15 protein-coding genes and 1 pseudogene are annotated in these 14,084 nt (G+C 71.5%); 13 read left to right on the forward strand and 3 right to left on the reverse strand.

Features of this window, described 5'->3' with window-relative positions; translation table 11 throughout:
- A partial coding sequence (locus JS521_RS26745; RefSeq protein ID WP_205085535.1) for a DNA polymerase III subunit alpha occupies positions 1-3,323 on the reverse strand: 3,323 nt, incomplete at its 3' end.
- Positions 3,324-3,626: 303 nt separating this feature from the next.
- Between JS521_RS26745 and JS521_RS26750 the strand changes: the two genes are divergently transcribed.
- The 12 genes from JS521_RS26750 (at position 3,627) to JS521_RS26805 (ending at position 10,759) form a co-directional block, all read left to right on the forward strand.
- The gene (locus tag JS521_RS26750; protein ID WP_205085536.1) at positions 3,627-3,947 is read left to right on the forward strand and encodes a gas vesicle protein GvpO; all 321 of its coding nucleotides are present in this window, start codon (positions 3,627-3,629) and stop codon (positions 3,945-3,947) included.
- Between the two features lie 37 nt (positions 3,948-3,984).
- Positions 3,985-4,449: a gas vesicle protein GvpJ gene (gvpJ, locus tag JS521_RS26755; protein ID WP_030713141.1), complete on the forward strand. Its 465-nt coding sequence runs from the start codon at positions 3,985-3,987 to the stop codon at positions 4,447-4,449.
- A gap of 3 nt (positions 4,450-4,452) precedes the next feature.
- Complete coding sequence (locus tag JS521_RS26760) at positions 4,453-5,211, forward strand: GvpL/GvpF family gas vesicle protein (RefSeq protein ID WP_205085537.1); 759 nt, start codon at positions 4,453-4,455, stop codon at positions 5,209-5,211.
- 2 nt (positions 5,212-5,213) lie between these two features.
- Positions 5,214-5,468, forward strand: coding sequence for a gas vesicle protein GvpG (locus JS521_RS26765; protein ID WP_097875985.1), 255 nt, complete (start codon positions 5,214-5,216; stop codon positions 5,466-5,468).
- A gap of 5 nt (positions 5,469-5,473) precedes the next feature.
- Positions 5,474-6,328, forward strand: a complete 855-nt coding sequence (locus JS521_RS26770; protein ID WP_205085538.1) for a histone protein — start codon at positions 5,474-5,476, stop codon at positions 6,326-6,328.
- Between the two features lie 5 nt (positions 6,329-6,333).
- Positions 6,334-7,437, forward strand: a complete 1,104-nt coding sequence (locus tag JS521_RS26775) for an SRPBCC family protein (protein ID WP_205085539.1) — start codon at positions 6,334-6,336, stop codon at positions 7,435-7,437.
- Positions 7,434-7,781, forward strand: a complete 348-nt coding sequence (locus JS521_RS26780; protein WP_205085540.1) for a gas vesicle protein — start codon at positions 7,434-7,436, stop codon at positions 7,779-7,781. Before JS521_RS26775 ends, JS521_RS26780 begins: the two co-directional genes overlap by 4 nt.
- Entirely contained in the window at positions 7,778-8,608 is an 831-nt protein-coding gene (locus JS521_RS26785) for a GvpL/GvpF family gas vesicle protein (RefSeq protein ID WP_205085541.1), read from the forward strand. Before JS521_RS26780 ends, JS521_RS26785 begins: the two co-directional genes overlap by 4 nt.
- 2 nt (positions 8,609-8,610) lie before the next feature.
- Positions 8,611-8,838, forward strand: coding sequence for a gas vesicle protein (locus tag JS521_RS26790; RefSeq protein ID WP_030084767.1), 228 nt, complete (start codon positions 8,611-8,613; stop codon positions 8,836-8,838).
- Positions 8,835-9,113: a gas vesicle protein K gene (locus JS521_RS26795; RefSeq protein ID WP_030807560.1), complete on the forward strand. Its 279-nt coding sequence runs from the start codon at positions 8,835-8,837 to the stop codon at positions 9,111-9,113. Before JS521_RS26790 ends, JS521_RS26795 begins: the two co-directional genes overlap by 4 nt.
- Positions 9,114-9,235: 122 nt before the next feature.
- On the forward strand, positions 9,236-9,721 hold the full coding sequence (locus JS521_RS26800; RefSeq protein WP_205085545.1) for an Asp23/Gls24 family envelope stress response protein: 486 nt from the start codon (positions 9,236-9,238) through the stop codon (positions 9,719-9,721).
- A gap of 99 nt (positions 9,722-9,820) precedes the next feature.
- The gene (locus JS521_RS26805; protein WP_205085542.1) at positions 9,821-10,759 is read left to right on the forward strand and encodes an SDR family oxidoreductase; all 939 of its coding nucleotides are present in this window, start codon (positions 9,821-9,823) and stop codon (positions 10,757-10,759) included.
- A gap of 20 nt (positions 10,760-10,779) precedes the next feature.
- Here the strand turns inward: JS521_RS26805 and JS521_RS37550 are convergent.
- Positions 10,780-11,157 (reverse strand): annotated as a pseudogene (locus JS521_RS37550) (NAD(P)/FAD-dependent oxidoreductase); the annotation flags it as partial.
- 253 nt (positions 11,158-11,410) lie between these two features.
- On the reverse strand, positions 11,411-12,385 hold the full coding sequence (locus JS521_RS26815) for a TIGR03557 family F420-dependent LLM class oxidoreductase (protein WP_205085543.1): 975 nt from the start codon (positions 12,383-12,385) through the stop codon (positions 11,411-11,413).
- Between the two features lie 560 nt (positions 12,386-12,945).
- On the opposite strand from JS521_RS26815, the gene JS521_RS26820 reads away from it, so the two are divergent.
- Positions 12,946-14,040 (forward strand): FUSC family protein, encoded by a 1,095-nt coding sequence (locus tag JS521_RS26820; protein ID WP_239487871.1) that lies wholly within the window; start codon positions 12,946-12,948, stop codon positions 14,038-14,040.
- Positions 14,041-14,084: the final 44 nt, after the last annotated feature.

Raw genomic sequence — 14,084 nt, forward strand, 5'->3', positions numbered from 1 at the left:
ACGCCGTGGCGGGCGAGGCGGGCGGCGACGGCGGCGGGGCCGCCCTCGCGGTACAGGTCGATCAGCTCGGCCAGGTTCCAGGCGGCGGTACCGGTGATGCTGAAGGCGCGGGGCGGGCGTCGGGCGAGGGTGCCGCGGACGAGCAGCAGGCTGCTGTGGAACACCGTATGGGCGCAACGCCCGTGGCTGTCCTCGAAGAAGGCCAGGTCGGACAGGCCGGTGGGGTCGTCCAGGGTGGCGAAGATGACGCGCTTGCCGGAGCGGATCGGCGGGGTCTGGGTGGCGACCTTGACACCGGCGACGAGCACGGTGGTGCCGTGCCGGAGGCCCGGCAGATCGGCGGCGGGGGTCGCGCCGATGTCGGCGAGCAGGGAGCGGTGCTCGTCGAGGAGGTGGTGGGAGATGTCCATGCCGAGTACGTCGAGTTCGGCGGCGAGTTGTTCGGACGCGTCCATGGCCGGCAGACCCGTGACGGCGTCGTCCGCGCTGTCGCTCTCCGCCGCGGAGCGGGTGCCCCCCGCGCCTTCCGCGCCCCCCGCCTCCGCCATGGGGAGCTGACCGGCGGCGGATCCACTGGCGCCGCGCCCTGAGCGGTGCAGCTCGGCGACCTTCAGCAGCAGCTCGCGGCGAGGCCCGAACGCGCTCAACGCGCCGACCCGGGCGAGGCGTTCGGCCAGCGGACGGCTGGGCCGGGCGCGCTCCCAGAAGTCCTCGACCGAGGCGTACGGCTGTCCGGCCGCGATGCGCCCGCTCTCGGCCTCGGTGATGCCGCGGACCTGCGAGAGGCCGATCCGCACCCCCCACTTACCGGACACCAGTTCGATTATGTGTGCGGCCTGGGAGTGGTTGACGTCGGGGAGCAGCAGCGGCACCCCGTGGCGCCGGGCGTCCGCGGCCAGGACACGCTTGTGATACATCCCCGGATCGTGCGTGAGCAGCCCGGCGAGCAGGGCGGCCATCCGGTGGGCCTTGAGCCAGCTGGACTGGTAGGCAGGCTGCGCGAAGGCCGTGGCGTGCGCCTTGGCGAAGCCGAAGCTGCCGAAGTTCTCCAGGACCTTCCACACGTCCCGTACGACCTGGACCGAGTAGCCGCGCGCGCGGGCCTGATCGGCGAACCAGGCGCGGACCCGGCCCTGCCGCTCGGGCACGGACAGGGCGCGGCGGGCCTCGTCCGCCGTCCCCCGGTCGCAGCCGGTCAGCTTCGCCATGATCTTGATCACCTGCTCGTGGTAGACCACCTGCCCCTCGGTCTCCTCAAGGATCGGCTTCAGGTCGCGGTGCGCGTAACGGGTTCCGCTCCCGCTCTCCCGGGCCTTGACCAGCGGCTCCACCATGGCGGCCGCGACCGGTCCGGGCCGGAACAGGCTGATGTCGAGCGCCAGGTCGTCGAACGATCGCGGCCGCAGGTTCCGTACCAGCTCCCGCTGGCCGGGACTCTCCAGCTGGAAGGTGCCCAGGGTGTCCCCGGAGGAGATCAGGTCGTACGTGGCCGGGTCGTCCGGCGGCACCTGCGCGGGATCGTCCAGGTCGAGGGGTTCGCCGGTGACACGTTCGATCTCGGCGGCCGCGTGGGCGAGCGCCGACTGCATCCGTACGCCGATGACGTCGATCTTCGGGTGTCCGGTGTCCTCGATGTCCTCCTTGTCGAACTGGGACATGGCGATGTTCTCGACGGTGGTCGGCGCCATCGGGGTACGCCGTACCAGCGCCGCGTCGGAGACGAGCAGCCCGCACGGGTGCATCGCGGCCTCGAACGGCAGCTCGTCGAGCGCCTCCACCAGCTCCCAGAGCCGGCCGTGGTCCTCGGCGGCGACCTCGCGCAGCTCCGGCAGCTCGTCGAGCGCGGCCCGCACGTCCTTGGCCCGGATGTGCGGGAACGCCTTGGCCAGGCGGGCCGCCCGGTCCGGGGCCATGCCGCGGGCGCGGGCCACGACCTCGATCGCCCCGCGCGCCCGGTACGTCTTGTAGACGGCGAGCGTCGCCACCCGGTCGGCCCCGAACCGCTCCCGCACCGCCTGGTAGACCTCCAGGCGGCGGGCCGACTCGACGTCCAGGTCGATGTCGGGCAGGGCCGAGCGGTGCTCGGACAGGAAGCGCTCCATCACCAGGCCGTGCGGCACCGGGTCCACCGGGCTGATCCCCAGCAGATGCGTGACCAGCGATCCCACGCCCGAGCCCCGCGCGGCCACGCGCACGCCGAGCCGCTGGGCCTGCGCCGCGACCTCGGCGACGGTCAGGAAATATCCGGCGAAGCCGTGCCCGGCGATGATCCGCAGCTCATCCTCCAGCCGGTCCCAGCGCTTCCCCTCCCGGTGGTAGCCGCGGCTCAGCATGCCCGCCGCACACCGGTCCGCGAGCGCCCGGTCCGCCGACCCGGCGCTCACGCCCACGCGTTCGGGTTCCGGAAGGTTCAGCCGGCCGAGCCCGAACGCGTCGCCCGGATCGACGACGCACGCCTCGGCCGTCTCCTCGGTCGCCGCGAGCAGCCGCAGCGCGTCCCCGCTCCGGCCGCCCGCGGCCTCCGCGATCCGCCCGGCGATCCGTTCCATCTCACCGGCGTCCTTCAGCCACCGCTGCCCGGTGTCGAGCCGGGACGCGTCACGGGCGTCGATCGGCACCAGGAGGCGGGCGGAGTCCAGGATGTCGGCGACCTCGCCCCGGTCCGGGTCGGCGTAGCGCACGGCGTTGCTCAGCACAGGGACCACCTGCTGCTCGGCGGCGAAGCCCGCCATGCGTGCGGCCAGCCGCAGCGATCCCGGCCCGGTGCCGGACCGCCCGTGCCAGGACGTCTCGATGCGCAATGCCCGGCCGAACCGTGTCCGCCAGGGGCCCAGCAGGGTCGCGGCCCGGTCCGGCCGCCCCGAGGCCAGGGCCTGCCCCACCTCGGAGTCCGCCCCGAGGAGGACGAACAGCTCGTCCTCCGGGCAGGACAGGTCCTCCCAGGTGACACCCTGGTCCGACGCGGCCGACACCAGTCGGCACAGCTCGGCCCAGCCACGCGCGGTCCGGGCCAGGAACACCGCACGCTGCGGCGCCTCCGCGACGAACGCCCCGCCCCGGGAGGGGGTGGTCCGCTGCCGTTTCGCCGCCGCCGCTTCGGCCGCCGGCCCACCGGGCACCGCCAGGTCGACGCCGAACAGCGGCCGGACCCCGGCCCCCGCGCACGCCTTGGCGAAGCGCACCGCGCCCGCCAGGGAGTCCCGGTCGGTCAGCGCCAGGGCATCGAGGCCCCGCTCGGCGGCCCGCTCGGCCAGCGCGTGCGGGTGGCTGGCCCCGTACCGCAGCGAGTAGCCGCTCGCCGCACGGAGGTGCGTAAACGACATACACACCTCCTGTTACCCATGACCCCCCGTTTCCGTGGTCCGTGTCGTCCCGATTCATCCGGACCGGGAGAAGCACTCTAACCCCATGTTCGCATATTCGTTCGAATCGAGGGTGGACGGGAAAAGCAGTGGACAAAGGTCACACGAGCGACAGACTGACCCGCCTCCGGTGCAGCGGCTGTCACCCGGGAACGCCGGTCGGCACCGGGAACGCCCGCCTCGGTGCGGCACATCGCGCAGCACCTGCCGCACCACCGGCCCGCCCAAGATGCGGCGCGCCCGAATGTGACGAGACTGGGCGCTATGGCAGACCAACGTTCAGCGCGGGCCGCGAGCCCGGCAAGGGCTCGGAAGAAGACCGCGCCCAGGAAGGGGCCCGAGCACGCTGCTCGCGCTGCCTGCCAGAGCCTGGAGGGGCTGATCGGCCATCCCGCCGAAGGCGTCTCCGCGGTCCGGCGCTCGGACGACGACGGCTGGTGCGTGGTCGTGGACGTTCTCGAGGTGCCCCGGATCCCGGACACGACGAGCCTGCTGGCCTCCTACGAGGTGCAGCTGGACAGAGCCGGAGAGCTCCAGGAGTACCGCCGAGTCCGTCGCTACCGGCGCGGTGCCGCAGACGAGTGAACCGAGACCGTCCGAACAGCTGGAAGGACCCACCCCCATGGCAACCACCACCACGACCTACGCCGACGAGATCGCTCCGTGTCCGCCTCGCGCCGGCACCTTGTACGACGTGCTGGAGCTCATTCTCGACCGGGGCATGGTGATCGACGTGTTCGTCCGGGTCTCCCTGGTCGGCATCGAGATCATCAAGATCGATGCCCGCATAGTCGTGGCCAGCGTGGACACCTACCTCCGCTTCGCCGAGGCGTGCAACCGGCTCGACCTCGAACGGGACTCCGGCAGCACGACCGTCCCCGAGCTGCTCAGCGGCGGTGTGGCGAAGTCCGTCGGCAAGCGCAAGGTGCGCAAGGCCGCGGAGTCGGTGGGCGATTCCGTGCGCAAGGCGGTGGGGTACGACGACGATGCCGACGAGGCGGACGAAGAGGACGAGCGCCCGAAGAAGCGTCGTGCCCCGGCCCGCAGCGGCAGCGGTACAAGTCGGCGCCGCCGAGCGGAGGCCTGAGCCATGGACGGCGACGGACTGTACGTCTACGCGGTGGTCGGCGACGGAGTCGCGCTCCCCGAAGGGGCGGGCGGCGTGGGCGATCCCCCCGCCGCCCTGCGCGTCATCGGCACGGGGAAGATCGCCGCGGTCGTCAGTGACGCCCCCGCCCGGCTGCGCGCACGGCGACGGGACCTGCTGGCACACCAGGATCTGCTGATGGATCTGGCGGACAGCGGACCCGTCCTGCCGATGCGTTTCGGCATGGTGGCGCCGGACGAGGACGCTCTTCTCGCCCAGCTGGCCCTGGCGGAGACGAGCCACCTCGCCACCCTGAAGAAGCTCGACGGGCACGTCGAGGTCAACGTCAAAGCCCTGCCGGCGCAGGACTCCCTCGCCGACGTCGTGACCGAGGACGCCGCCGTACGGCGGCTGCGTGATGCGGCGCGCAGACGACCCGGTTACGAGGCCAGCGTGCGGCTGGGCGAGGCGGTGGCCTCCGCCCTGGCGCGGCGTGCGGCCGAAGCGGGCAAGGCGGTGCTGCGCGAGCTCGCTCCACTGGCTCGCGCGGTCGCCGCAGGGCCCGACGTGCAGGGGTGCGCGCTGAACACGTCCTTCCTCGTCCCGCGCGGCCACAGCGAACGGTTCCGTACGACGGCCGAACGGCTCGCCGGCGCACGCCGGAGCCATGTCGACATCCGCATCGCGGGCCCGCTGCCCTGCTACAGCTTCGTCGGTGACTCGGCCGCCCCGCGCCGTCCGGCAGCGGTGGCCGGAGGCTGACGATGGGACTGATCTCCGGACTCCTGCTCCTGCCGCTCGCTCCGGCGCGCGGCGTGGTGTGGATCGCGGAGCAGCTCCAGGAAACCGCCGAGCGCGAGTTGTACGACCCCGGCGTGATCCGTGCGCAGCTCGCCGAACTCAACCGCGATCTCGACGACGAACTCATTGATCTCGAAGAGTTCGAAGCGGAGGAGGAAAAGCTGCTCGACCGGCTCCACGCCGCTCAGAAGCGCTGCGACGTCGACAACAGAAGGTGACAGATATGGATGACCAGGCCAAGGTGGCACTGGCAGCCGCCGTAGTGGGCGGGTACGTGCTGGGCCGGACGAAGAAGGGCCGCCTCGCACTGAGCGTCGCGACGTATCTGGCAGGACGGCGATTCGGGCTCGAACCCCGTCAGCTGGCCGCCGAAGGGATGCGCCGGCTCGGAGAGGTGCCCCAGTTCGCGGAGTTGCAGGAACAGCTGAGGGGCGAGGTCCTGGACGCCGGGCGCCAGGCCGTGACCGCTGCCGCCAACCGGGGTGTGGCCTCGCTGGCGGACGCGATCAGTGACCGCACGCTGCGCCTCGGTCAGGCCCCTGAGGAGGACGAGGCCGACGAGGACGAGCTTGAGGGGGAGTACGAGGAGGAAGAGGGCGAGCCGGAGGCCGAGGAGGAAGAAGAAGAGTACGAGGACGAGGAGTACGAGGAGCCGGACGAGGAGGACGAGCCCGAGGAACAGGACGAGGACGAGGACGAGGAACAGGACGAGGACGAGGAAGCCACGGAGGAGGAGGCCCCGGCTCCGCGAGCGCGCCGCAAGAAGGCGCCTGCCGCCCCCGCGAAGAAGGCCCCGGCCCGGAAGTCCGCCCCGGCGAAGAAGTCGGCCCCGGCGAAGAAAGCTCCGGCCAAGAAGACGGCCCCGGCGAAGAAGACGGCGGCCAAGAAGTCCGCACCTGCCAAGAAGACGGCGGCCAAGAAGTCCGCCCCCGCCAAGAAGTCGAGCCCGGCGAAGAAGACGGCAGCGAAATCGACCGCCAAGAAGACGACAGCCAAGAAGACGACGGCGAAGAAGGGGTCCTCCAAGTCGGCCTCGTCGAAGCGGACAACGTCCAAGCGCTCCGGTAGCGGGAGGTAGACGTCATGGCTAAGTCGGACAAGGACGAACCGGAAGAGGCGCAGGAGTCGGGTATCGACCGGCTGAAGGACGAGCTGTCGAAGTACGCCGGCGCCCAGGTGCAGAAGATCGCCGAGAAGGCCGGTGGCAAACTCACCGATATCACGGGCCAGTTGAGCGATGTCGCGGAGAACGGCGGCTCGTTGCCCGCGATCGGCTCCCGGGTGCTCCAAGGTGATTCCCCGCTGAAGGCCTTCGTGTCGGAGAAGGCCAAGGGCGCCAAGGACACCGTCGTGGACAAGGCCAAGGAAGCCCTCGGCAGCGGCAAGGGCAAGCGCAAGTCCAGCGGCAGCAAGGTCATGAACATCATCGAGGTCCTCGATGTCGGCGTGCCTCTGCGTACGGCCTACGACGCGTGGACGCAGTACGAGGAGTTCAGCAGCTTCGCGAAGGGCGTCCGCGACGTCTCGAAGAGCGACGAGACGGAGAGCGACTGGAAGGTGAAGGTCGGCCCCTCGTCCCGCAGCTTCAAGGCCACGGTGCTGGAACAGGTGCCGGACGACAGGATCGTGTGGTCGTCGGAGGGCGCCAAGGGCACGACCAGCGGAGCGGTCAGCTTCCACGAGCTCGGGCCCACACTGACCCGGATCATCCTGGTCGTGGAGTACTACCCCTCCGGGTTCTTCGAGAAGACGGGCAACCTCTGGCGGGCCCAAGGACGCCGTATGCGGCTCGACTTCAAGCACTTCCAGCGCTACGTCACCCTCACCGAGGAGGAGCCGGAAGGCTGGCGCGGTGAGATCCGCGACGGTGAGGTCGTCGTCTCCCACGAGGACGCCGTCGAGCAGGAGGAGGCGGAGGAGCAGGAGAACGACGACGAGCAGGACGACGGGGAGTACGAGGACGAGGGCCGCACGGAGGAAGAGGACGAGGAGCCCGAGGACGAGGACGGGGACGAGCCGGAAGAAGACGAGCCGGAAGAGGAAGACGAGGACGAGGAGTACGAGGAAGAGGACGACGAGCCCGAGGAGGACGAGGAGCCCGAGGAGGACGAGGAGCCCGAGGACGAGGACGAGCCCCCCGCTCCGAGGCGTCAGAGCCGCAGGCGTCGCGCGAAGGAGTCGCGGTGACCGACCTCGACTTCCGGCAGGGAGATCAGCCGATCCCCGGGCCTCAGACCACCAACCTCGCCGACATCCTCGAACGCGTCCTGGACAAAGGCATCGTCATCGCCGGGGACATCAAGATCGATCTTCTCGACATCGAGCTGCTCACCATCCGTCTCCGTCTCTTCGTCGCCTCGGTCGACACCGCGAAGAAGGCGGGCATCGACTGGTGGGAGACCGACCCCGCCCTGAGCTCCAAGGCGTCGCGCAACGCCTTGGAGGACGAGAACCGTGAGTTGAGGGAACGCCTCCGGGCGCTCGAACCGTCCGCCGACGCCGGCCGGGAGAAAGAGAGCGAGCAGAGATGACACAGCCCTCGGACGCACAGGTGACGTCCTCGTCTGCGGAAGCGGCGGTCACGTATGTGTTCGCCGTCTGTCGCAGCACGCGTGCCACGAGCGCGTTGGATCTCACCGGCGTGACCGGCATGCCGGGCGGTGAGGCGGTCCGGCTGCTGCCGTCGGGCCTGCTGACCGCCGTGGTGCAGACCGTCCCCGCCGCCGACTTCACGGACGAGGTCTGGCAGGGCCGGCTCGCCGACCGTGAGGAGATCGAGCGGTACGCGCGGGCCCACCACGCGGTGGTGTCGGCCGTGGCCACGCACGGGCCCGTCGTTCCCCTGCCCCTCGCCACGCTCTACCACGACGACGACCGGGCCCGGAGCCGCCTGGCCGAGGAGGCGGACCGCTTCCACACCGCGCTGAAGCGCGTCGCACACCACGCGGAGTGGGGCGTGAAGGTGTACCGGCCCGCGACTCCCGATCCGGCCGCGGCGTTCGAGGAGCCGGCCCCGGAGACGGACGGCGGCCGCGCCCGGGGGGCGGGTCTCGCCTATCTGAACCGGAAGCGGGGCGCCCAGGCGCTGCGGGAGAAGCGCCGGGAACAGGCGCTGGACGTCGCCGAGTCGGTCGACGCCGAACTGCGCGGACTCGCCGCCGCCTCGCGTCGGCTGCGTACGCACGGTGCGGCGCTGTCGGGCGATCAGCGGGTGCACGTGCTCAACGCCACGTATCTCGTCGCCAACGACCGGGCGCACGAAGTCGGCCTGCTGGTCCGGGCGTTGGGCGAACGTACGGGAGCGCAGATCGAGCTGTCGGGCCCCTGGGTACCGTATTCCTTCGTCGGAGAGGTGTGACCGTGGCGCACGACGTGGTGCCCTGGGACAGTCCGGAACCCCTGAGCGGCCCTCTCGGGGTGCCCCTCGTCGATCTGCTGGACCGCGTGCTGGCGACCGGGGTGGTGGTCAGCGGTGACGTGGTCATCGCCATCGCCGATGTACCTCTCGTACGGCTGTCGCTGCACGCGCTGCTGTCGTCGGTCAACGAGCGGGTGCCCTCGCCGTGGAGCGACGGGGGGCCGCTGTGACGGGCCCGCGCGTGGATCTGGACTCCGAGCAGATGGGGCGGGACCTGGTAGCCCTGGTCCTGACGGTGGTCGAACTGCTGCGGCAGCTGATGGAGAGACAGGCCATCCGCCGGGTGGAGCAGGGCGATCTGAGCGACGAGCAGGTCGAGGAGATCGGCACCACGCTCATGTTGCTCGACCAGCGGATGAAGGAGCTCTGCGAGCAGCACGGCGTACGTCCCGAGGACCTCAACCTCGACCTCGGGCCGCTAGGAACCCTGCTGCCCCGCGACTGATAGCGCGCGTGGCGCCGCGCCACTCGAATGGCGTACGCGGTCGAGCAGGCGCAGAGTGAGGAGAGGGGCCCGCACGGGCCGGGGGGAGCAGGTCCGTGGCAACGACTCTCTGTGAGGCAGACATGGCCGACACCGAACCCCTGGGCGAAAGCACCGCGACCGGCGGGCGTTCCGAAGGATCCCGTGGTCGCGGCAGAACGACCATCACCGACAACGTCGTCGCCACGATCGCCGGCATCGCGATCCGTGAGACCGAAGGCGTCCACTCCGTCGGCCGAGGAGCGTCGAAGGCTCTGGGCGCCGTCACCGGGCGTATGTCCGGCTCGTCCAGCTCTTCCGGCGCGCGTCGCGCCGTCAAGGTGGAAGTGGGCGAGAAACAGACCGCAATCGATGTCGACGTCGAGGTGGAGTACGGCACGCCGATCCACGAACTCGCCGACCTGATCCGGACCCACGTCACGGACGCGGTGGAGACGATGACGGGGCTGGAGGTCGTCGAGATCAACATCGTGGTCTTCGACGTCCACATTCCCGGAGACGACGACGAGGACGATTCCGGTGACGAGGGCGGCTCCCGCTCGGGTGGAGGCTCTCCTCGCGTGCAGTGAGGGGACCGTATCCGGTCGTCGAAGGCAGCGGTCTGCCGTGCACCGGCTCCCAACGCGGGCCCGTCCCGTGCCCGAGTGGTCAGTGAGCGAGGAGAAACGATGCACGACAGCCCGGGCGGGCGTCCGATCCGCCGTGTTCCCGCCCGTCCTCTGGACGGGCGGACCGCGGTCGTCACCGGCGCCGCTCGCGGCGTCGGCCAGGCGCTCGCCCGCAGCCTCTCCGATGCCGGGATGCGCGTCGCCCTGCTGGGGCGGGAGCGGGCCACCCTGCTGGAGACCGCCGCGTCCCTCGCCGGTCCGAGCATCTGCGTCGTGTGCGACGTCACCGACCGCTCAGCGCTCGCGCACGCCGCGCGCCGTGTGGAGACGGAGTTCGGGCCCGCCGCCGTGGTCGTGGCCAACGCCGGTATCGCGGTGAGCGGCCCGTTCGACCGCACCGCTGCCGAGCTCTGGCAGCGCGTCATCGACGTGAACCTCATCGGCTCCGCCAATACGGCCCGCGCCTTCCTGCCCCAGCTCACCGCCGCCCGCGGGTACTTCCTGCAGATCGCCTCGACCGCCGCGTTCGGCTCCGCACCCATGATGAGCGCCTACTGCGCCTCCAAGGCGGGGGCTGAGTCGTTCGCTCTCGCACTGCGCGGCGAGGTAGAGCCGGACGGGGTCCAGGTCGGCATCGCCTACCTGCACTGGACCGGCACCGACATGCTGACCGGCATCGACGACCACCCCGTCCTCGAAGCACTGCGCCGCAATCAGCCCCGCCCGGCCCGCCGCGTCCACACCGCCGCCCAGGTAGCCGAGTGGCTCACCCGGGGCATCACCCACCGCGCCCCGCACATCTACGCCCCGCCCTGGCTCCGCTGGTGCCAGCCGCTGCGCCCGCTGTTCCCCGCGCTCGTCGCCCGGGCCACCCGCCGCGAGCTACGCTCCCGTCCCAGCGAGGACATGTCCTCCCCCGTCGAGGTCCTGGGCGCGGGAGGACGAGCCGACTGGAACTCCTACCGGGCGTCCCGCCCCGCTCCCCCACCCGACCGGTAGCGCGGCACAGCGGGTGACGTTCACGGCCCCTCACGTCGTACGCGGGTGGTCTCGCCTTCACGTCGTACGCGGGTGGTCTCGCCGGTGCGGCCCCGGCCGGCCAGCAGTCGCTGGGCGGCGGACAGCGCGGCGGCGGCCCGTGTCGAGCGGATGGCGGCGCGGGCGGCGTTGGCGCCCGGAGCGCCGTGCACCCCGCCGCCGGGGTGTGCGGACGCGGACGCGAGGTACAGCCCCTGCACGGGCGTTTCGGGGCGGCCCGTGCCCGGTACGGGCCGGAACACCAGCTGCTGGTGCATCGAGGCCGTACCGCCGTTGATGGCACCGTTGTACAGATTGGCGTCCGCGTGCCGCAAGGACGCCGGGGCGAGGATCCGCCGGGCCACCGTACGGCCGGTGAACTCCTTGGGCCCCAGCCGCACGCTGTAGGTGATCGAGGAGCCCAGCTCGGGCCAGTCGCCCTGCTCGCGGCGGGACTCGGAGGTCCCGACCACCCAGGTGCCGTACAGACGTTCGTCCTCCAGGATCGTCCATACGGCGGTCGGAGCGCGGTCGATGAGGTGGTGCCGGGCGGCCATCTTCTTCCTCGCTTCGTCGGTTTTTCGCTTCGTCGCTTCACCGCTCGGACGTCCCGGATGCCGGACGCCTTCAGGCTCACGGACGGTTCGGCTCCAGCTGTCGGATACGTCCGTCGAGTTCGCGCCGGTAGAAGTCGATGAAGCCGTCGGGGTCGGGGCCGGCGTTCTGCATGACCAGCCGGTCGAAACCCGCGTCCACGAACCCCTGGGCCACCTCGACGTACCGTCCGGGGTCCGCTCCGCAGGCGAACTTCTCCAGGATGTCCTCCTCGCGCACGGTGGCGGTCGCGGCATCGAAGTTGACCGGGTTGGGCAGCTCACTCATCACCTTCCACCCGGTCAGCGCCCAGCGCGAGGTCTCGAGCGCGGCGCGCGCGGCGGTGTGCGCGTCGGGGGCCCAGGCCATCGGGACCTCCCCGTAACACGGGCCGGTGCCACCGGCGTCGCGGTAGTGCCGGACGATGCTCGGCTTGTCCTCGGTGGCGAACAGGCCGTCGCCCAGTTCGGCGGCGATCCGGGTGGATTCCGGGCCGCTGGCGGCCACCGCGATCAGCGGCAGCTCGTCGGGGAGGTCGAAGACCCGGGCGTCCTGGAGCCGCAGGTGCTTGCCCTCGTAGGACTGGTAGCCCCCGCTCCACAGCAGCCGGATGATCTCCAGCGCTTCCCTGAGCAGGTCGTGCCGCGGCTTGACCGCGTCGGGGAAGCCCGGGCCGACGACGTGTTCGTTGAGCCGCTCCCCCGAGCCGACGCCCAGGACGAAGCGGCCTTCCGAGAGCAGGGCGAGGGTCGCGGCCGCCTGGGCGATGATGGCGGGGTGGTAGCGCACGGTGGGGCACGTCACCCCGGTCGCCAGACCGATCCGCGAGGTCCGGGCCGCGATGCTTCCGAGCACCGTCCAGGCGAACGGCGAGTGGCCCTGGTTGTCGAGCCAGGGGTGGTAGTGGTCGCTGATCTCCACGAAGTCGAATCCCGCCTCCTCGGCGAGCACCGCCTGCCTGACCAGCTCCGCCGGACCGAACGCTTCCGCCGCCAGCTTGTATCCCACCTGCATGTGGTCCTCATTCCGGGCGCGTCATGGTTGCTTTTGTCCGGACAGGGGTACCCCTTGCTCTCAGCGCGTAACGCCGCTCCCGCCCCGGTCCGCACCCTTCTCCCCGGGACGCCGCTCTTTGCCGTACGGGAGTTGGGCGGCCTCTCCCCGTCCATCGACCGGAATCGCCGGACTGAAAGAAGGGCCAGGGCCCATCGTGAGCGACGCCCCGTCCGGAGCCACGACCGGCCCGCCACGCCCGTCCACCGGATATCCCCTGCTTAACCCCTGTTCGCAGGGGCAGGCGATCCGCGTGCTTCGGACATGAGGCGCGCCCGTGGGAGTCCCGGGCGGCAAGGGTCCGGCGCCGCGCGCTCCTGCGGCGACCCGACGCATCGCCATCGAGGAGTGAACGCACACATGCAGGCTGCACCCGGCCATGAACGACGCACGGACGACGGAGAACGGGCAGGGCAGCAGGACGGCGGAGAACGGGCGGGCCGGCCGGACGGCGGAGAACGGGTGGGCCGGCCGGGCCCCTCACAGCCGGCCCACCGGTCATGAAGGCGGTACTCACGCGGATGGCACCGCGCATGCAGCGCCCCGACCGGTACCAGGTGGTGCAGTCGTTGAAGGCGGCCGCCGCGGCCATCATCGCCTGGGCCCTGACCGGGTGGTGGCTGGAAGCGCCCATGGCGTTGATGGCCCCCTGGGCGGCCGTGGCGCTGGTCCAGGGAACCGTCTACCGGTCTATGCGCACCGCGACCCAGCTCCTCCTGATGATCACGGCCGGGACACTGCTCGCCGCCGGTGCCGCCGCCGTCACGGGAAACACGATGACCGCCGTGGTCATCGCCCTCCCCCTCACCGCGTTGCTCGGCAACCTGGCTCCGGTCGGCGGTCAGGGCCTGTACGCGCCGACCACCGCCCTGTTCGTGCTGGCGTACGGCTCGTACTCGTTGCCGGCCGTCGGGCACCGGCTGCTGGAGACCCTGGTGGGAGCCGCCGTGGGCATCGCGGTGAACGCGGTGGTTCTGCCGCCGGTCCACTCGCTGCACGTCAACAGGCTGGCGTGTGCGCTGCCGCGCGACTGCGCCCGACTGCTCCGGGACATCGCGGACGGCATGGAGGACTACGACGCGCAGCGGGCGGAGCGCTGGCACCGGAGCGCCCAGGACCTGCTGGCCTCGGTCTCGCAGCTCTACGTGGGGCGGGGGTGGGACTCCGAGAGCTTCCGGCTCAACCCCGGCCACCGTCTCCGCCGCACGACGCCCGCCCCCTCGACGGCGTGGGACGTCGTCTGGGCCCGGGTGTCGAACCGTCTGCTCGCCCTGACCCTGACACTGTGGGAGACCGCGTCCGATCACAGGGGCCTGCCCCGGCCGCCGCTCCGCGCTCTGGAGGATCTCGGTCTGCTCCTGTCGGCCGCGGCAGAGGCCTGCGCGCCCCACGAGGCCATCATGGCGCACGGGTGGGACGAGGAGCAGCGGGATCGGCGGAACGCCGCCCTGGCCGACGCCCACCGGGCCCTCGCCGCCGTGAAGGAACACCTGCACGGGCAGGCACCCGATGTCGGAGCCGCGCTCGGCAGTCTGGCGGCCGACTGCCACGCCCTGCTCGACGACCTGGCACCCGACGAGGGAGACACGGGCGTTCGGCCGACCGGTGCACGGTGAGGAGGGGGCGCCTCCTGATGCCGCTCCCCTCGATCACGGCGGAG

This window comes from Streptomyces durocortorensis (genome assembly GCF_016901035.1).
In the GTDB taxonomy this organism is placed as follows: Bacteria; Actinomycetota; Actinomycetes; order Streptomycetales; family Streptomycetaceae; genus Streptomyces; species Streptomyces durocortorensis.